General features: G+C 66.1%; 19 protein-coding genes and 1 pseudogene. 8 read left to right on the forward strand and 12 right to left on the reverse strand.

Translation table 11 applies throughout. The features are described 5' to 3' along the window. Window positions 1-53: 53 nt before the first annotated feature. Complete coding sequence (locus Q0653_RS07695) at window positions 54-941, forward strand: LysR family transcriptional regulator ArgP (protein WP_298943966.1); 888 nt, start codon at window positions 54-56, stop codon at window positions 939-941. 1 nt (window position 942) lies between these two features. On the opposite strand, the gene Q0653_RS07700 is transcribed toward Q0653_RS07695, so the two are convergent. The 5 genes from Q0653_RS07700 to Q0653_RS07720 form a co-directional block, all read right to left on the reverse strand. Beyond that, window positions 943-1,977: an NADP-dependent oxidoreductase gene (locus Q0653_RS07700; protein ID WP_298943968.1), complete on the reverse strand. Its 1,035-nt coding sequence runs from the start codon at window positions 1,975-1,977 to the stop codon at window positions 943-945. Between the two features lie 184 nt (window positions 1,978-2,161). Beyond that, window positions 2,162-2,620 carry a MarR family transcriptional regulator gene (locus tag Q0653_RS07705; RefSeq protein WP_298943970.1) on the reverse strand — a complete coding sequence of 153 codons (459 nt, stop codon included), beginning with the start codon at window positions 2,618-2,620 and terminating at the stop codon, window positions 2,162-2,164. Next, complete coding sequence (locus Q0653_RS07710) at window positions 2,613-4,319, reverse strand: MDR family MFS transporter (RefSeq protein WP_298943972.1); 1,707 nt, start codon at window positions 4,317-4,319, stop codon at window positions 2,613-2,615. Before Q0653_RS07710 ends, Q0653_RS07705 begins: the two co-directional genes overlap by 8 nt. A 147-nt stretch (window positions 4,320-4,466) precedes the next feature. Further along, the gene (locus tag Q0653_RS07715; RefSeq protein ID WP_298943974.1) at window positions 4,467-5,162 is read right to left on the reverse strand and encodes a YqaJ viral recombinase family protein; all 696 of its coding nucleotides are present in this window, start codon (window positions 5,160-5,162) and stop codon (window positions 4,467-4,469) included. A 150-nt stretch (window positions 5,163-5,312) separates the two neighbouring features. Beyond that, window positions 5,313-5,696 (reverse strand): hypothetical protein, encoded by a 384-nt coding sequence (locus tag Q0653_RS07720; RefSeq protein WP_298943976.1) that lies wholly within the window; start codon window positions 5,694-5,696, stop codon window positions 5,313-5,315. 71 nt (window positions 5,697-5,767) lie between these two features. Here Q0653_RS07720 and Q0653_RS07725 point away from each other — a divergent pair, with 71 nt between their 5' ends. Next, the gene (locus Q0653_RS07725; protein ID WP_298943978.1) at window positions 5,768-6,277 is read left to right on the forward strand and encodes a sigma-70 family RNA polymerase sigma factor; all 510 of its coding nucleotides are present in this window, start codon (window positions 5,768-5,770) and stop codon (window positions 6,275-6,277) included. Between the two features lie 95 nt (window positions 6,278-6,372). On the opposite strand, the gene Q0653_RS07730 is transcribed toward Q0653_RS07725, so the two are convergent. The 4 genes and pseudogenes from Q0653_RS07730 to Q0653_RS07745 all read right to left on the reverse strand — a co-directional run bounded on the left by Q0653_RS07730 (window position 6,373) and on the right by Q0653_RS07745 (window position 8,411). Beyond that, a complete protein-coding gene (locus Q0653_RS07730) occupies window positions 6,373-6,615 on the reverse strand; it encodes a hypothetical protein (RefSeq protein ID WP_298943980.1) in 243 nt (80 codons plus the stop codon). Window positions 6,616-6,728: 113 nt separating this feature from the next. Continuing rightward, window positions 6,729-7,193, reverse strand: a pseudogene (locus Q0653_RS07735) (carbon-nitrogen hydrolase family protein); the annotation flags it as partial. Between the two features lie 259 nt (window positions 7,194-7,452). Continuing rightward, entirely contained in the window at window positions 7,453-8,055 is a 603-nt protein-coding gene (locus Q0653_RS07740; protein WP_078919667.1) for a cadmium resistance transporter, read from the reverse strand. Further along, entirely contained in the window at window positions 8,052-8,411 is a 360-nt protein-coding gene (locus tag Q0653_RS07745; RefSeq protein WP_006590980.1) for a metalloregulator ArsR/SmtB family transcription factor, read from the reverse strand. The genes Q0653_RS07740 and Q0653_RS07745 overlap by 4 nt, the downstream gene beginning before the upstream one ends. 281 nt (window positions 8,412-8,692) lie before the next feature. Between Q0653_RS07745 and Q0653_RS14065 the strand changes: the two genes are divergently transcribed. The 3 genes from Q0653_RS14065 to rplL all read left to right on the forward strand — a co-directional run bounded on the left by Q0653_RS14065 (window position 8,693) and on the right by rplL (window position 10,220). Further along, window positions 8,693-9,139: a helix-turn-helix transcriptional regulator gene (locus Q0653_RS14065; RefSeq protein WP_366521972.1), complete on the forward strand. Its 447-nt coding sequence runs from the start codon at window positions 8,693-8,695 to the stop codon at window positions 9,137-9,139. A gap of 159 nt (window positions 9,140-9,298) precedes the next feature. Next, window positions 9,299-9,787, forward strand: coding sequence for a 50S ribosomal protein L10 (gene rplJ, locus Q0653_RS07750; RefSeq protein ID WP_261606698.1), 489 nt, complete (start codon window positions 9,299-9,301; stop codon window positions 9,785-9,787). Between the two features lie 49 nt (window positions 9,788-9,836). Beyond that, the gene (gene rplL, locus Q0653_RS07755) at window positions 9,837-10,220 is read left to right on the forward strand and encodes a 50S ribosomal protein L7/L12 (protein ID WP_298744853.1); all 384 of its coding nucleotides are present in this window, start codon (window positions 9,837-9,839) and stop codon (window positions 10,218-10,220) included. Between the two features lie 63 nt (window positions 10,221-10,283). On the opposite strand, the gene Q0653_RS07760 is transcribed toward rplL, so the two are convergent. Then, entirely contained in the window at window positions 10,284-11,294 is a 1,011-nt protein-coding gene (locus tag Q0653_RS07760; RefSeq protein ID WP_298744851.1) for a LacI family DNA-binding transcriptional regulator, read from the reverse strand. A 233-nt stretch (window positions 11,295-11,527) separates the two neighbouring features. On the opposite strand from Q0653_RS07760, the gene Q0653_RS07765 reads away from it, so the two are divergent. The 3 genes from Q0653_RS07765 to Q0653_RS07775 all read left to right on the forward strand — a co-directional run bounded on the left by Q0653_RS07765 (window position 11,528) and on the right by Q0653_RS07775 (window position 15,336). Beyond that, window positions 11,528-12,865: an extracellular solute-binding protein gene (locus Q0653_RS07765; protein ID WP_298744849.1), complete on the forward strand. Its 1,338-nt coding sequence runs from the start codon at window positions 11,528-11,530 to the stop codon at window positions 12,863-12,865. A gap of 159 nt (window positions 12,866-13,024) precedes the next feature. Then, window positions 13,025-14,368: a sugar ABC transporter permease gene (locus Q0653_RS07770; protein ID WP_298744847.1), complete on the forward strand. Its 1,344-nt coding sequence runs from the start codon at window positions 13,025-13,027 to the stop codon at window positions 14,366-14,368. Continuing rightward, on the forward strand, window positions 14,365-15,336 hold the full coding sequence (locus Q0653_RS07775; protein ID WP_298943989.1) for a carbohydrate ABC transporter permease: 972 nt from the start codon (window positions 14,365-14,367) through the stop codon (window positions 15,334-15,336). The genes Q0653_RS07770 and Q0653_RS07775 overlap by 4 nt, the downstream gene beginning before the upstream one ends. 130 nt (window positions 15,337-15,466) lie before the next feature. Here the strand turns inward: Q0653_RS07775 and Q0653_RS07780 are convergent, their stop codons facing one another. Continuing rightward, a complete protein-coding gene (locus tag Q0653_RS07780) occupies window positions 15,467-16,120 on the reverse strand; it encodes a DUF305 domain-containing protein (RefSeq protein ID WP_298943990.1) in 654 nt (217 codons plus the stop codon). Continuing rightward, window positions 16,117-16,827, reverse strand: a complete 711-nt coding sequence (locus Q0653_RS07785; RefSeq protein WP_298943991.1) for a DUF3105 domain-containing protein — start codon at window positions 16,825-16,827, stop codon at window positions 16,117-16,119. Before Q0653_RS07785 ends, Q0653_RS07780 begins: the two co-directional genes overlap by 4 nt. Window positions 16,828-16,852: the final 25 nt, after the last annotated feature.

Consider the following 16,852-nt stretch of genomic DNA (forward strand, 5'->3'; position numbering starts at 1 on the left):
TCGACGGGAGATGAAGTCCAGTTCAGATATCTTCACCTGCGTAAGCTGAGCTCATGCTCCGTGTCCCGGCCGATCTCGCTCTCACGCTGGCTGCGGTTCTCGATGAAGGCAGCCTGGATGCCGCCGCCCGCCGGCTCCATGTGACCCCGTCGGCGGTGAGTCAGCGGATCAAGACGCTCGAGGAGCACGTCGGGCGCGTGCTCCTGGTCCGTGCGAGGCCGGTGCGCCCGACGACCGCGGCGCATGCCGTGGTCCGCTACGCGCGCCAGATCGCGCTTCTCGAGCATGAGGCTGTCGCGGCACTCGGCGGTGCGGATGGGGCACTGCTCAGCATTCCGCTCGCCGTCAACGCGGACTCGCTGGCCACCTGGTTTCTGGCTCCGCTCGCGCGCGTCGCGGAGCGGCATCCGCTCGTGTTCGATCTGCATCGCGACGATCAGGACTTCACCGCCGAGCTGCTGGAATCCGGGACCGTCATCGGCGCCGTCACATCGCGCGCACAGCCCGTCGCGGGATGCCGGGTGAGCGCGCTCGGTACCCTCCGCTATGAGGCGGTCGCGACCCCGGAGTACTCCGCCCGCTGGTTCGCGGACGGTGTCACGGCGCCCGCATTGACGCATGCGCCGCTGATCGATTTCGACCGTCGTGATGATCTTCAGTCCCGTTGGCTGTCGTCATACGGCGTCGATCCGACGCATCCACCCCGCCACCGCGTGCCCGCCTCCCACGACTTCGCGACGGCCACGACACTCGGATTCGGCTGGGCGCTCCTGCCGCGGTTCCAGTCGCAGGCGCACCTGGATGCTGGTCGACTCATCTCGCTGGGCGGGCCACCCGTTGATGTCCCGCTCTACTGGCAGCAGTGGAACCTCGCCTCCGACGTTCTCGATGCCGTCGCCGGCGAGATCATCACCGAGGGGCGACGCGTCCTGACGCACTGAGTCAGCCTTCGCCGATCGACAGGACGACTTTGCCGCGCGTGTGGCCCTTCTCCAGCTCGCGATGCGCGGCAGCGGCCTCAGCGAGGTCGAAGACGCGGTCGACGTAGACCTGGATCGCGCCGGATTCCAGCAGGCGCCCGAGCGTGGCCAACACGCCACCGTCCGGAGTCACCTTGTATGACGTCGCGCGGACACCCGCCGCGGCGGCGGCCGACGCATAGTCGGGCCAGCCACCCGTGGGTACCAATACGTACAGACCGCCGGGGCGGAGCACGGTGAGTGAGCGCGTGCCGGTGTCATCGTGCACGTTTCCGACCAAGTCGATGACAACGTCGACCTCCCCGACGATGTCTTCGAAGCGGGTGCTCGCATAGTCGATCACGACGTCGGCGCCGAGATCACGGAGCCATGCGAGGTTCGTCGCTGAACCGGTGGCTGTCACGTGCGCGCCGAAATACGCGGCGAGCTGAACGGCGAAATGCCCCACACCACCGGACCCCGCGTGGATCAGCATCCGCTGTCCTTCGTGGGCGTGGGCGGTCTCGACCACGAGCCCCCACGCGGTGAGTGCCGCCAGAGGCACGCCCGCGGCCTCGACGTGGGAGAGTGAGGCGGGCTTGCGCGCCACAGACAGAGTGGGGACGACGGCATAATCCGCATAGGTTCCCCCCGTGCGCGGAAAAGCGACCATCCCGAAGACCTCGGTACCGACCGGCAACGGGTGCGCCTCGAACGGGGTCGCGACCACGATGCCGCTGAAGTCGAACCCCAGTGTGCTCGGGAACGACGCGATCGCGCCGCTCACGCCCGCGCCGCTGCGTGTCTTCACATCGATCGGGTTCACGCCGGCCGCCATGACCCGCACGAGCAACTCGCTGATCACGGGGCGTGGGAGGGGCATCGCCACCTCGTGCAGGACCTCGCTGCCGCCCACCGCGTCGAAGACGACCGCGCGCATCTGCTCGGGCAGGGCTGACACGACCAAGGGTGACGGTGCGTCTGCGGGGGATGTCGCCCGTAGCGGCCGAAATCTCATCCTCGCTCCTTCCGCGTGCGTGTCGACGTCGGCAGCACGTGCTGTGTGTAGACACAAGTCAACCGCGTCATTGTCTCGCCGATGTTACGCGGGTGCTACCGGGGAGAGAAGGATCCGCCGTCAGGCCCGGGCGGTGAGAGCGGACGTCGGAATCCGATCCTCGATGTCATCCGGTCACTGGTAGCTACTCCGTCGGCCGGGTACCCGTCGTGAGCGCGTGCAGGAGAGCCGTGAGCCGATGGATGTCGTCGAGCTCCCATTCGGCGAGTGACTCGTGCAGGCCTCTCTCTTGGGGGCGGCGCGCCGCCTCCAGGCGTTCCAGGCCCTGGGGTGTCGCAGAAAGCAGGCTCGAGCGGCCGTCGGACGGATCCGGCGTGCGCTGGATGAGCCCGAGGGTTTCGAGCTCGCGTACGGTCCGGCTGATCTGACCCTTGTCGAGTATGAGCAGTTCTGCGAGCGCCGATGACGTGATGGACTCGCGGCGGACGATCGTCGTGAACAGCTTGTACGCTCCGGGGAGCATTCCGGGGCTGATCCGGTGTGCGGCATCGGAGATCAGCCGCCGAAACTGACCGATCAGTTCCCCGAACTGCGACTCCAGCGCGCGGACGGCGTCGGCGCGCGCCCCGGCATCCTCAGTCATCCGATCCACGCTCCCGGGCTCCCGTGCGCACCGGGCCGGTCGCCGTGAGGGTCGCCATCGCTTCGGGGACCGAGACGGTCGCGAGATCGGCCTCGCCGGCATGCAGGCGTTCGGCGGTCGTCATGGTCGTCAGCGGCTTGTTCGGGAGGAACACGATGGCCAAGAGTGAGATGACGGCGAACGGGACGGCGATCAGGAACGAGTGCGAGATACCGTTCGCGTAGATGTCCTCGAACACGACGCGCAAGGTTTCGGGCATGGCCGACACCTGGGGGAGCGTGCCGGACTGCAGTTGTTCACCCCAGTACTGCGCATTGTCGCCGAGCGTCGCAAGGGCCGCCGAGATGTCGTCCTTCCGGTCGGCGACGAGGTCGATCACGCGAGCGGCGAGCGCGGCGCCCATGACCGACACACCGATCGTGCCGCCGAGGCTCCGGAAGAATGTGACGCCGGAGCTGGCGACACCGATCTCGTCGGGCCGTGTGGTGTTCTGCACGACGAGCACGAGGTTCTGCATCGTCATGCCGACGCCCGCGCCGAGCAGGAACATGTACACCGAGACGAGGACGAAGTTCGTGTCGTAGTGGATCGTCGACAGCATCGTGGAACCGGCGATGAGCAGCACAGCGCCGACGATCAGGTAGGGCTTCCACTGCCCGTACTTCGTGACGAGCGCGCCGACACCGATGGAGGAGATCAGGAGCCCACCGATCATCGGGATCGTCATGAGACCGGCTTCGGTGGGGGTGGCGCCGCGGGCGAGCTGCATGTACTGGCTGAGGAAGACGGATGCTCCGAACATGGCGATGCCGGTGGCGATCGATGCGATCACCGAGAGCGTGAAGGTACGGTTCCGGAAGAGTGTCAGCGGGATGAGCGGTTCCTTCGAACGCAGCTCGACGACGATGAACAGCACCGCGGCCAGCAGTGCGCCGCCGACCATGAGCACGCTCGACAGGCTCCACCAGTCGTTGTTGGCGAGATCGGCCCAGGCGCCCTGCGTCGCGGTTCCCGCGTTGGTCACCCAGATCAGCAGCAGGGAGACCGCCGCCGACAGCAGCACGATGCCGAGATAGTCGATCGAGGTCTTCTTCTGGGGGCGGGCGGGCACGTGCAGCGTCGCCTGCACGAGAAGCAGCGCGCCGACGGCGAACGGCAGGGCGACGAAGAAGTTCCAGCGCCATCCCCAGGCATCCGTGATCAGGCCGCCGAGGAGCGGGCCACCGATCGTGGCGACGGCCATGACCGCGCCGAACAGACCCATGTAGCGGCCACGCTCACGCGGGCTGATGATGTCGGCCATCAGCACTTGGCTGAGCGCGGCGAGGCCACCCGCGCCGACACCCTGCACGGCGCGGAAGGCGATCATCACCTCGGCGTTCTGCGAGAAGCCGGCGGCCGCCGTCGCGAGGACGAAGATCACGATCGCGATCTGGAAGAGGAGCTTGCGGTTCGTGAGATCGGCAAGCTTTCCCCAGATGGGGGTCGAGATCGCGGTCGTCAGGAGGGTCGCCGTGACGACCCAGGTGAAGGCCGTCTGGTTGCCGTCGAGGTCGTGAATGATGACCGGGAGCGATGTTGAGACGACAGTCGAGGCAAGCATCGAGACGAACATGCCGAGGAGGAGGCCGGAGAGAGCCTCGAGCACCTGGCGCTGAGTCATGCGCGGCTTCGGGAGCGCTTCGGAGGATGAAGACATGAAGGGTCCTCTGACAGGAGGGGGGCGGTGATGCGCGACGGTACGCGAGAAGGTTGAGATAGATCAACCGTTGAGACCGGTCAACTATATTCCTGTCGTTGATCCATGTCAACTATCGGGCGATACGTCGAGGGTCGGAGGGAGCGATCAGTCTGCGAGCGCCAGCGCGCGATACGGCTCGCGCGATCGGCGAGGTGCCGCATCCGCCCGTACCGGACGCGGCGGCAGCGGCCGCTGGGTCGTGCGGCGATAGAGCTCATCGATGAGGTCGGTGGCGAGGCCGACGAGCGTGTCGATCTCGGCCTCGTCGCGATCGATCCACGCGCATCGCGGTTCGTCGCCCACGGGGACGAACCCGTCGTGTTCCTCCCACACGACGAGCGTGCGCTCGGCGCCCAGGACGTGCTGCTGCCACCAGATCTGGCGCAAGTAGGTGCGGGGGATCGACCGCCACGTCTTGTTCGTGGTCTTGATCTCGCAGAGCGTCACGCGGCCGTCGGCGTCGACGGCGAGTCCGTCCGGTGTCGCGAGATGACGCTTCTCCACGACGGCGTGAAAGAGGGCGGACGACGGATGGATGCCGTGGGTCGCCGCCACCCACGCGGCGATCTCCGGCTCGCGCCGGCGGCCGTGGTCGGTGTAGGCGTTTCCCGAGAATCCGGATCCGCCGCCGAGCTTCGCGTCGGCGGCGCGAGCGATCGCGGCGGGGCTCGTGAGTCCGGCGACATCGGTCGCGGTGATGCCGCGCGCACGTGCCCGCATCCACCCCACGCGGTCGCGCGAATCGGCGACGACACGTGCCGCGAGGTCCGGGGCTATGCGCGCGATGCCTTCCGGAGTCATGTCTTCGAGGCTAACCCGGGCCCGACCCACCGAAGGACCCGACACTCTGCGCCACGAGCATCTCGCCCGCCCTTCCCCTGCCCGCATACCCACCTCCCGCGGCACTCGTCCGGATCCCATGATTCGGTCGAAACAGGGGACGGGGTGGGGTCAGCCGCGGCGGGTGAGGGAGGCGGGATCGCGGGGCAGATAGCCGTTCTGGATGCGTTGCACGCCTCCGAACTGGCCGATGCACACGGCGATGAACACGATCGACCAGCACGTCCAGAGCACGATCTCCCACGCATCCTGGCCGATCGCGATGCCGCGGACGACGCCGGTGACCGTGAAGATCGCGGCCAGGCCGGCGAGCGCTGAGGTGATCAGGCGGAGGAAGAGGTCGGAGGAGAAGCCGAGGAATCGCACGGCGAACCAGTCACCGCGGGTCGGGGAGCGGCGGCCCTGTCGGTAGGGGAGGCCGGCCCAGAACCCGGCTGCACGCGCCAGACGCCTCCCCGAGCGGTGCAGGCCGAGCAGGAGCCACACCGAGGGCACGCCGCAGCACAGGGAGCCTCGCGAGGCGAGGTCATGGTGTGGGACTCGGTGCGGTGCGATGCGGTGACCGAGTGAGCAGCCGAAAGGAGAAGGCGCTCACAGCCGCGGTCGTCGAAGCATCACCCGCCCTCCTCGGCTACTTCCAGCGCAGGGTTGCGGTCGACGATGCGCCGGACCTCCTAGGCGAGACGATGGTCACAGCGTGGCGTCGGGTCGGAGACGCACCGTCGCGCCCCGAAGAAGTGCGCATGTGGCTCTTCGGCATCGCTCGGGGCGTACCGCTCAATTACGGGCGGGGGGAGCGTCGTCGGTGGGCGCTGATCGACCGGCTACGGGGTGCCGTCCCAACTCGCGACAGTCACGCTGGTGCCGATGACGGGCTTGAAGCCAGAGACGCGATCGCGCGTCTCCCGGCCGGGGGACGCGAGCTGATCGAGTTGGTCTATTGGGAGGGGCTCACCCTCGCCCAAGCGGCAGCGGTTGTCGGCATACCGGCCTCGACTGCGCGTAGCCGGTACGCCAAAGCGAAGGAACGCCTCAGAGACGCGCTTCTTACTGGTGAGCCGACACGCGGGTTCTAGTCGGCCCGCCGAAAACGATCGTTTTTGACCGCCTCGCGCGTCAGGCGCGAAGAAGCCCGCCGGAAAGCCGTATCGGAACCCCGTTTCGGCGGACGTTAGCGGCGGGGAATGCGGCGATGTCGGGAGTGGTGTTCGTACTCGCCGAGGCCCGCTCGGCGATCAGCCCACATGCGCTGCTCCGAGCGGATCCGGGACACGAGGTCGGGATCTATGTCAGCTATGGCCATGCCCTCGGCGGTGGGAACGTGAGCGATACGTTGACCAAGCGGGTTAAACACGGCGGATCCGCCGATGAACTGATGGGTGCCTCCGATGAGGCCACTGAATACGACGTACATGCCGTTGTCGAGTGCTCGGGCGGCATAGTGCACAAGTCGCGTCGGTGTTCGCCTCCAGGGAAGTACGCGCCGCTGTTGATGTACACGATCGCACCGTTGACGGCAGCCTCGGCCGCATGCTCCGGGAAATTCGCGTCGTAACAGACGGACAACCCCAACTTCAAGTCACCCGCGGATAGCGAGCACCCATGATCGCCGGCAGTGAACCAGCGGCGTTCGCTGTCATAGAGGTGCTGCTTGTCGTACGCCAGGACCGGGCCGCTACCGGGTGCGAGAACGATGTCCGTCAATGTCGACGATCCGCCCCGGTCAAGGGCGGTGTTGAGAACTACAAGCATTCCCGTCTCGTCGACGGCTTGCTGCACCGGATCGAGCCAGTCGAGGTCCTTTGATGCAGGCAACGGTCCGGTGAAAGCTGCGTCGTCGTAGCCCGTTACGAAAGCCTCGGGGAACACTATGACGTCGACCTTTTCCGCGGAGGCTCGCTGGATGAAGTCGACGGCCTTTGCGATGTTGTGGTCGACCCCACCCGTGGAGGCTTCGGCCTGAACGGCCGCTATGCGGAGAATCACCTTCACACTTTCGCACCTGGCGTGGTTGTAGGTTTCCGCAACCGGCCGAAACTGATCGTTTACGGCGCGGCCGGCGCCGACGTCGAACGGCGCACGACACGCCGACGAACAACGCTGTGGCTTCGTTCGCTTGGTGGCGGGGTTTTTGCAGCGCTCCGTGGCGGTCTTGTTGCCGCGATCACGCAGGACTGGCTGCAGGTAGGTGTCGCGGTCTGAACCGAGAGGGGTGCGCCCGGTCGGGGCCGTTTGGATCGCTGCCGCTACGTCAGAGTCCGAAGGCTCCGCCGCTGACGAGGATCACGATGCCGAGGCCGATGAGAACGATGGGGAAGAGGATGTGCTCCCAGCGTTCGAGCACTTCGGCGATCGGGGGGCGGGTGGCGACGAACTTTGCCAGGGCCACCAGGACCGCGACGAGCGCGAGGAAGACGATGCAGTAGGCGACTACTGCGAGAGGTTCCACGCTGAGGAAGACAGGGGTGTAGACGCCGATGTTGTCGCCGCCGTTGGCAAGGGTGACGCCTGCGACTGTCCACACGCCGACCTTCTTGCCGGCAACCTTGGCCTCGTCGTCATCGTCGTCATCGTCTCCGCGCCAGGCCTGCCATCCGGCCCAGAGGCCGAGGCCCAGAGGGATGAGACCGAAGTATGGGATGGCTGCCGAGGGCAGGAATGCTCCGGCACCGATGGTCACCAGGACCGCGGCACCGAGGATGCCGGCGAATCCGAGGTACTGGCCGGCCAGAATGCGGGCGGTAGTGCCGCGCTGGCCTGCCCCTCGCGCGAAGAAGAGGGAGAGCACGATGATGTCGTCGATGTTGGTCGCTGCGAACAGGCCCATCGCCTGCAAGACCGAGGTGAGGATCATGCGCCCTCCCCAGCTGCGTCGCATCCGGGAAGCGAGCAGGCGGGATCGATGCACGGGGCGTCTTCGTCCACTGCCAGGGTGGCATCGACCAGTGCCGTCAGCGCCTGCGCCAGGTGCGAATCGGCGATCTCATATCGTGTCCGACGACCCTCGGGCTCGGAGACGACGATCCCGCAATCGCGCAGGCATGCCAGGTGGTTGGACACGTTCGGGCGTGTCAGGTCCAGATCTCGGGCCAGTTCCGCCGGGTAAGCGGGATGGTCGAGCAGGGTCAAGATGATCCGGGATCGAGTGGGGTCGGCCAGAGCACGACCCAGGCGGTTCATCACGTCGAGACGCGAAGCAATAGTCAGCATGGACTGAACTATACAGCACGCACTGAACACTCGGTCACAGGCGTCAGCCCAGATCGCATGCCCGTAAGGGGATCGTTCAGCGATGTAGTCAACGAGCCAGCCTCGGGGGCCGGGAAGCCGGGATGCTGGCGGGTGATCCAGGTGAAACTGCAGAAGTCGCGAGCGTGCCGTGCATCGAGCCGCTGGCATCATTATCAGCCTTTTGGTGGATATCGGAGTACTTGGGGCGTGGTGTCTACTAAGAAGTGGTTCTCGTCTGCCCCTGCGGGAGGAGGTCCTGAGTGGATGAGCGACGGCATGCGCAGCGACGTCACGAAGCCGCATTGCAAATCGGAGAAGCTTTCCGGTCGATTCGACTCGCGCGGCATCTTTCGCAGGAACAGGTCGCCCTTGATGCCGGGCTATCGGTCGACACCTACGCGTATCTTGAACGAGGACAGATGCCTCTAGGAGGCGACGCGAATCCTCGGCTGGACACGTTGTTGCGCATTTTCGATGTCTTAGATGTGGAACCACCGCGATTGCCGCAACTGCCGTCTACGGCCGGTGTCCACCCTCAGATCGACCATGTGTCCTCCTCTTCCCAGGTCCACGGTGCGGCGGACGGGCGCGTGGCGCAGTGGGGAGAAGTGCCCATGGGCGGATTTGGCAGGCGCCGTGAGCCGTCGTACACTGGGAGTAAGCCAAAGACCGCTGGTCTCGGTGTGCGCGAAAGCGGATGCCGATGAAACTCTGCAACGCAGGGGCCCGCGCAGGTGTATAGATCTCCTCCGGGGAAACCCGAGTGAAGCTCCGTGCGCATGCGCCGGAGCTTTTTTTGTTGTGAGGGTGGTCGTCTAGCTGGCGTCCCGCCACCGCGAGACGTCTCGTACATACAAGGAGTGACCATGGCGCAGAAGGATGCATCGGTCGCCGAGCTCACGAAGAACTTCGAGAACTCGAACGCCGTACTGCTGACCGAGTACCGCGGTCTGACGGTTGCCCAGCTCAAGCAGCTGCGTAACAGCATTCGTCAGGACGCCGACTACGCCGTGGTGAAGAACACGCTGACCAAGATCGCGGCCAACAAGGCCGGGATCTCTGCGCTGGATGACGACCTCAAGGGGCCGTCCGCCGTCGCATTCGTGCATGGTGACTTCGTCGCCACTGCGAAGGCTCTGCGTGACTTCGCCAAGGCCAACCCGCTTCTGGTGATCAAGGGCGGCGTGTTCGAGGGCAACTCCCTCACCGCCGACGAGGTCAACAAGTACGCCTCGCTCGAGAGCCGTGAGGTTCTGTTGGCGAAGGCGGCGGGCATGATGAAGGCGACGATGGGCAAGGCTGCCGCGACCATCGACGCGCTTCGCGAAAAGCTGGAGACCGCCGAGGCCGCGTAAGCGACCGGCGTTCTCACCCCCACAACCCCATCAATCTAGGAGATACATCATGGCAAAGCTCACCACTGAGGAGCTGCTGGAGCAGTTCGCGGGTCTGACCCTCGTCGAGCTCAACGACTTCGTCAAGGCGTTCGAGGAGAAGTTCGAGGTCACCGCTGCGGCTCCCGTCGCCGTTGCCGGCGCGGCCGGTGGCGCAGGCGCCGCCGAGGCCGAGGAAGAGAAGGACTCGTTCGACGTCATCCTCGAGGCTGCCGGCGACAAGAAGATCCAGGTCATCAAGACCGTCCGCGAGCTCACCTCGCTGGGCCTCGGCGAGGCCAAGGCTGTCGTCGACGGTGCTCCCAAGGCCGTCCTCGAAGGCGCCAACAAGGAAGCTGCCGAGAAGGCCAAGGCCGCTCTCGAAGAGGCTGGCGCGACCGTCACCCTGAAGTAATCCCGCTCGCGCGAATGCGCGAACACACGAAAGCCCCCGGTTCGCCGGGGGCTTTCGTCGTTGTCAGGAGTTCGGCGCGGCAGTTGAGGTGCGCACGATCATGCGCGCGTGCATGAGGTCGCGCGTGGGAGGCCGCGTCGGATCGGCGATCTCGGCCAGCAGCAGCTGCACCGCGGCGGCGCCCTGCTCGCGAGGGATCTGCTGGAGAGTCGTGAGGGAGAATATCTCGGCGAACTCGTGGTCATCGATCCCGACGATGCTGAGATCCGACGGCACGTGGACGCCGAGGCGCCGCGCGGCGATGATCGCGCCGATCGCGACTTCGTCGCACACCGCGACGATCGCCGTCGGGCGTCCGCGCTCATCGGCCAGCAGGTCGGCGGCGACTGCGTAGCCGCCGGGCAAAGTCACGTCCGAGGTGATGTGTCGTTCAGATGCCGCGAGCCCCGCGTCGCGCATCGCGTGCCGGTACCCCGCGAGGCGCTGCTGATCCACGTGCGCCCACTGCATGCCGCCGCGGTCACCGCCGCCGAGGAAGGCGATGTCGGTGTGGCCGAGCGTGATCAGGTGCTGCGTTGCGCGCCAGGCGGCCGAGTCGTCGTCGACGGCGACGACACTCGTCTGGTCGCCCGCGCCGACGACGCTCACGATCGGGCGCCCGATCTGGGTCAATTGATCGAGCTCATGATCGGCGGGGTCAAGCCCCACGGCGATCAGTCCGTCGAAGCGCTTGCGCGCGAGGAAGTCGTTGAAGATGCGCGCGCGGCCGGCCGTGCCCGGCTTCGCGTCGTACAGCGTCAGGTCGAGGCCGTGTGAGAGCAGCGATTGCTGGATTCCCTCGAGGACTTCGGCGAAGAACCAGCGGTTGACGTAGGGCATGACCACGCCGATGTTCTGGGTCTTGCCCGTCGCGAGCCCGACGGCGCCGGCCGACGGAACGTAGCCGAGGTCGGCCGCTGCGGCACGCACCGTCTCGCGCGTCGCGTCGGACACATACCCGCCGCCGCTGAGCGCGCGGCTCGCGGTGGCTTTCGAGACACCGGCGCGCGCGGCAACCTCCGCAATCCCTGCCATTCTGCTCCTCCTCGAGTCTGAAGAGCACACTAACGGATTGCAACCATTTATGGAACCGGTTGCAGGCGTATGGGAGCGGTCCCATCCGGGTTGACCCGCCGTTATCGGGTTGTGACCCTGCGCGCATTGCCCGGGCGGTATTGCTCCTATAGCGTGGTCTGGAACCGGTTCCCGAAATTGTGAACCGATCAACGCGCTCTTTCCGCGCGCGTGACTCGAAGAGGAGACAACACATGAATGGATTTCGGTCGGCCGCTCGGCCCCGTATCTTCCTGGGGCTTGGAGTGGTCACCATCGCCACGCTCGCTCTGGCCGGATGCGCCGAAGGGGAGGCAACTCCCGAAAGCTCTGGCGGTGCTGGCGAGACGGTCCGCATCTCCGGTGGCATCACCGGCACGGAAGCGGACGCGCTGAACGAAACGTTCGCGCAGTTCACCGAGGACACCGGCATCGAGGTCGTCTACACGGGTGACAAGAGCTTCGAAGGAAACATCGTCACGAAGGTGGCCGGTGGCGACGCTCCCGACATCGCGATCGTCCCGCAGCCGGGTCTGCTGAAGACGCTCGTCGAGACGGGCGAGGTGCAGCCGGCATCTGAGGCCACAAACGCGAACGTCGACGAGTTCTGGGGTGCCGACTGGAAGTCGTACGGCACGTTCGACGACACGTTCTACGCGGCGCCGATGCTCGCAAACCTCAAGGGCTATATCTGGTACTCGCCGGCGCAGTTCGCTGAGTGGGGCGTCGAGGCGCCCGCAACGTGGGACGACATGCTCGCGCTGACCAAGACGATCCAGGAGAAGACGGGCACGGCACCGTGGTGCGCCGGTTTCGCTTCGGATGCCGCCTCGGGCTGGCCGGGCACCGACTGGGTGGAGGACCTCGTCCTGCGCCAGGCCGGTCCGGACGTCTACGACCAGTGGGTCGCCGGTGACGTGAAGTTCACCGACCAGCCCATCAAGGACGCGTTCGACGCGGTCGGTGAGATTCTTCTCAACCCCGACTACGTCAACGCCGGTTTCGGTGACGTCAAGAGCATCAACTCGACGGCATTCGCTGACGTCGCCGCCAAGGTGGCCGACGGCACGTGTGCGCTGACGCACCAGGCATCGTTCCTGTCGGCGAACTTCCTCACGGTGACCAACGCAGATGGCGAGACCCCGACGGTCGCCCCCGACGGTGACGTCTACGCGTTCATCATGCCGGGCGTCACGGCCGGTGAGCTCTCGGTCGAAGGTGGCGGCGAGTTCGTCGCCGCGTTCTCCGACTCGGAGGCCGTGCAGAAGGTCGTGGAGTACATGTCGACTCCGGAGTGGGCAGACGCACGCGTCTCGCTCGGCGGTGTCATCTCGGCCAACAAGGGCGCTGACCCCTCGAAGGCGTCGAGCCCCTTCCTGACTGAGGCGATGGAAGTTCTGCAGGACCCGACCACGACCCTCCGCTTCGACGCGTCCGACCTGATGCCGGCGACTGTCGGTGCGGGCTCGTTCTGGAAGGGCATGGTCAACTGGATCGACGGCAAGGCTACCGACGAGGTGCTCAGCGACATCCAGGCCGGCTACGAGAACTGACGGTTCTCAAGGTCTGATCGACGAAGGCGGGGCTGCTCCTTCGGGGCAGCCCCGCCCGTCACACTTATCGCATCACCGGCGACTCACCGGTCTTGCCTTCCGCGCGACGGAGGGCCACGATGAACCACAGAGTCCGCTGTCGTACTCGAAAGGGTTTCCATGTCCGATACCACCGACACTGCCGCTCCACCGGCGGTCCGCTCCACCGACGCACCGCCGAGCCGTCGCCCCACGGGGGGCCGCTCGACCTCCGCGATCATCGTCGCGGTTGGGCTGATCGTCGTCGTCGCGCTCTTCCTGTTCATGATCACGCGCGCACCCGTGGAGGGAGCGCGCCCGGTCTCGCTGGGCTTCTCGCTGAACAGCTTCTTCACCTGGTTGGGTGGTCTCAGCCCCATCATTCAGATCCCGATCATCCTGGTGGTCTTCGGTGCGGTCGTCGGGCTCATCCTCCTGCTGATCGAGTACGCGCCGCGGCCCGGGCGCTTCTACTTCTGGCTGCGCCTGGTCGCGTGCTTCGCGATTCCCACGCTGGCATTCATGCTGTTGCGCCCGTATCAGAACGCCGTCGTGTGGGTCGTCGGCATCGCGGTGATCCTCGGCGCTGTCCTCTTCTACGCCGACTACCGTTCGCGTCAGGGCGCCGGATACCTGTTCCAGCTGATTCTGTTCGCCGCTCCCGCCTCGATCCTCCTGCTGATCGGTCTCATCTACCCGGCGATCGCAACCGTCATCCAGTCGTTCTTCGACAAAACCGGCGATGAGTTCGTGGGGCTGGAGAACTACCAGTGGGTGTTCACGAACCCCGAGGGCTTCTGGTCGGTCATCAACACGCTCGTCTGGGTGCTCCTGGCCCCCACATTCGCGACAGTGATCGGGCTCGCCTACGCCGTCTTCATCGACAAGGCCCGCGGCGAGAAGTACCTCAAGGTGCTGATCTTCATGCCGTTCGCGATTTCGTTCGTCGGCGCCGGCATCATCTGGAAGTTCGTCTACGACTACCGCCAGGGCGATCAGGTCGGCATCCTGAACGCGATCGTCACGGCGTTCGGCGGGGCACCGGTGTCGTGGCTCGATGCGCAGCCGCTCATCAACACCTTCCTGCTGCTGGTCGTCTTCATCTGGAGCCAGACTGGCCTCGCGATGATGATCCTGTCGGCCGCGATCAAGGCCGTGCCTGCCGAGCAGATGGAGGCGGCGCAACTCGACGGGACGAACGCCTGGGAGCGCTTCACGAATGTGACGGTCCCCGGAATCCGCTCCTCCCTGATCGTCGTGTTCACGACGATCGCCATCGGCGCACTCAAGGTCTACGACGTCGTCGCGGTCATGACCGGCGGTCGCGCGAACACGACCGTGCTCGCATTCGAGATGGTCAACCAGCAGCAGCGGTTCCAGAGCTACGGACACTCCGCAGCGCTGGCCGTCGTGCTGTTCCTGTTCGTCACGCCGTTGATCGTCTTCAACGTGTACCAGCTGCGGAAGCAGAGGGAGATCCGATGACCATCCAAGCCATCGAGCCTGTCGTGGACAGCCGCTCGGCCCGCCAGGTGGCGCGCGACACGCGCCGCACCGAAGCCATGGCCCGAAAGCGCATGACTTCGCGCGGGGCGACGATCGCCGCCCTCGTGATCGCGTTCGTCTGGACGATCCCGACCTTCGGCCTGTTCGTCACGTCGTTCCGTCCTGGCAGCGAAACGCAGTCCACCGGCTGGTGGACCGTGTTCGTCGACCCGAACTTCACGCTGGAGAACTACGGCCTCGCGCTCACGTCAGGCGGCACCGCGCTGACGCTCGGCGCCTCGTTCCTGAACTCGCTGGCGATCACGATCCCCGTCGTGATGTTCGCTCTGGCGGTCGCCGCGCTCATCGCGTACGCGTTCGCCTGGATCGATTTCAAGGGCCGCAACTTTTTCTTCGTCTTCATCTTCGCGTTGCAGATCGTCCCCCTGCAGATGGCTCTCGTGCCGCTGCTGAGTCTGTTCTCGCGTGGACTGGAGATCAACGGAGTGGGGATCTTCCCGGGCTTCGAGCTGCGCGGAATCGAGCACTCGTTCGCGACGGTGTGGATCGCGCACACGATCTTCGCGATGCCGCTTGCGATCTTCCTGCTGCACAACTTCATCTCCGAGATCCCGCACGAGGTCATCGAAGCTGCGCGCGTGGACGGCGCCGGACACGGTCAGATCTTCTTCCGGCTGATCCTGCCGCTGTCGGCGCCGGCGCTCGCATCGTTCGCGGTGCTGGAGTTCATCTGGGTGTGGAACGACCTCCTCGTGGCGACGATTTTCGCGCCATCGTCGTCGCTGCCCCTGACGCAATCGTTGAACTCGCTGTCGGGAACGTGGGGAAGCCAGTGGTTCCTGCAGGCGGCGGGTACCTTCATCTCGATCATGGTGCCGCTGGTCGTGTTCTTCGCGCTGCAGCGATTCTTCGTTCGCGGTCTGCTCGCCGGCGCCACGAAGGGCTGAGCGTCACCACGACGACGGGCGGTGCGGCACTGTTCGCACCGCCCGTCGGTGTGTGCCGGCTCTAGGGTGATCCATGGAACACAAGAGCAACGCGTATCGGGCCGAGACGAGTCGGGGCGCCGGCAGCTGATCAGGACGCGCAGGCGAGGCCGCGCTGGAGCGTGGCCATGAGGTCGATCTCGGCGGACTGTGTCGCGATGACGCCTTCAGCGACCTGGAGGGCCCGGGGTTCGCTGCCGAGCTGGAGGAGTGCCTGCGCCATCGGCAGGGCTCCCTCGTGGTGACGGGTCATGAGCGAGAGGAACAGGCAGTCGGCCTCGGTTCCGCTCGCGGCGCGCAGGGCGACGAGCTCCTCGGCCGTCGCCATCCCCATCTCTGCGAGCAGGTCCTTCTCGGATGCCGCGGGGTCACCGTGGGCATGGGACGAACCGGCCATCCACGACATGAGGGGGGCTCCCGCCTGCGGCAGATCCCACTTCACGAGCCAGTCGTAGAACTCGCCCTTCTGTCCGGACTGCGTCGTCGCGATGTCGTACGCGAGGACACGGATGTCCGGGTTGTCCGTTGCCCGGTAGGAGTGCATCGCCATCTCGACGGCTTGCCCGTGGTGGACTTGCATGTCGCGGGCGAAGCCGGCCTCGGCTGAGTCGCTACCCGGCGCGCTCGCGGCCGCACCGAAGGTCGAAAACCGGCCGATCGCGAACGCGAGCCCGGTGACCGCGATCGCCACCAGCAGCACGGCCCACCACGGCGGGAGCGTGCGCGGTGTCGCGTCGTCGGTCACGACTGCTTGCCGGGCCCGTCGATCGCACCCGAGCAGACGGCGGTCGGCTCGGGGACGTTCTGGTTGCGCCAGAACTCCTCGAAGAACGTCGGGATGCGGGTATCCGTCGCGCTGTCGAGCTGGAGTTGCGCGTTCCACGAGCTCAACACGATCGGCGAGGGGAGCCCCTCGAAAGGTGAGAGAAGGGTGTACGTCGACGGCAACTGGGCCTTGAGGGCATCCAGGTCCTCCGCCGTGATCGCCTCGGCGTCGTAGGTGACCCACACGGCACCGTGCTCGAGGGAGTGGACGGCGTTCTCGTTGGCCTGCGGCTGGTCGTATATTCCGCAGTTGAGCCAGTACTGGTTGTGCGGGCCGCCGGCGGGCGGCGTCTGCGGGTAGTCGACCGTGCCCTCGACGTGCTGCGTCTCGTTCGAGAACGTCTCGACGCCCTCGATCTGTGCGCCGTCACCGCCGATCGAGTAGGTGGGCGCGGCCTTCGGGCCGAAGACCAGCGAGGCGACGATCAGCCCGACGACGACCACACCGGCCGTGCCGCCCACGATCCACCACATGAGCCCGGTCCGCCGGCGGCGGGCAACCTGTCGCTGATATTCCGCCAGCTTCTCGCGCTTCTGCTGCTCACGCTGTTGCTTGACGGTGAGTTCGATCTTCGCCTGAGTCGCGGGGTTTCCGCTCTGACGCTTGTTCGAGGTCGTTGGGGTCATGGGAGTGATCTCGGCCTTGTCTTCG

This window comes from uncultured Microbacterium sp., from assembly GCF_947488465.1.
Lineage (GTDB): Bacteria > Actinomycetota > Actinomycetes > Actinomycetales > Microbacteriaceae > Microbacterium.

What these genes read in the sequence shown, in the direction of transcription:
- Q0653_RS07715 (WP_298943974.1), bottom strand. Translation starts at nt 5,162, where the DNA reads ATGACTCCGGAAGGCATCGCGCGCATAGCCCCGGACCTCGCGGCACGT.
- rplJ (WP_261606698.1), top strand. Translation starts at nt 9,299, where the DNA reads ATGGCGCAGAAGGATGCATCGGTCGCCGAGCTCACGAAGAACTTCGAG.
- Q0653_RS07770 (WP_298744847.1), top strand. Translation starts at nt 13,025, where the DNA reads ATGTCCGATACCACCGACACTGCCGCTCCACCGGCGGTCCGCTCCACC.
- Q0653_RS07740 (WP_078919667.1), bottom strand. Translation starts at nt 8,055, where the DNA reads ATGATCCTCACCTCGGTCTTGCAGGCGATGGGCCTGTTCGCAGCGACC.
- Q0653_RS07775 (WP_298943989.1), top strand. Translation starts at nt 14,365, where the DNA reads ATGACCATCCAAGCCATCGAGCCTGTCGTGGACAGCCGCTCGGCCCGC.
- Q0653_RS07785 (WP_298943991.1), bottom strand. Translation starts at nt 16,827, where the DNA reads ATGACCCCAACGACCTCGAACAAGCGTCAGAGCGGAAACCCCGCGACT.
- rplL (WP_298744853.1), top strand. Translation starts at nt 9,837, where the DNA reads ATGGCAAAGCTCACCACTGAGGAGCTGCTGGAGCAGTTCGCGGGTCTG.
- Q0653_RS07730 (WP_298943980.1), bottom strand. Translation starts at nt 6,615, where the DNA reads ATGTACGTCGTATTCAGTGGCCTCATCGGAGGCACCCATCAGTTCATC.
- Q0653_RS07760 (WP_298744851.1), bottom strand. Translation starts at nt 11,294, where the DNA reads ATGGCAGGGATTGCGGAGGTTGCCGCGCGCGCCGGTGTCTCGAAAGCC.
- Q0653_RS07705 (WP_298943970.1), bottom strand. Translation starts at nt 2,620, where the DNA reads ATGACTGAGGATGCCGGGGCGCGCGCCGACGCCGTCCGCGCGCTGGAG.
- Q0653_RS07700 (WP_298943968.1), bottom strand. Translation starts at nt 1,977, where the DNA reads ATGAGATTTCGGCCGCTACGGGCGACATCCCCCGCAGACGCACCGTCA.
- Q0653_RS07745 (WP_006590980.1), bottom strand. Translation starts at nt 8,411, where the DNA reads ATGCTGACTATTGCTTCGCGTCTCGACGTGATGAACCGCCTGGGTCGT.
- Q0653_RS07765 (WP_298744849.1), top strand. Translation starts at nt 11,528, where the DNA reads ATGAATGGATTTCGGTCGGCCGCTCGGCCCCGTATCTTCCTGGGGCTT.
- Q0653_RS07695 (WP_298943966.1), top strand. Translation starts at nt 54, where the DNA reads ATGCTCCGTGTCCCGGCCGATCTCGCTCTCACGCTGGCTGCGGTTCTC.
- Q0653_RS07710 (WP_298943972.1), bottom strand. Translation starts at nt 4,319, where the DNA reads ATGTCTTCATCCTCCGAAGCGCTCCCGAAGCCGCGCATGACTCAGCGC.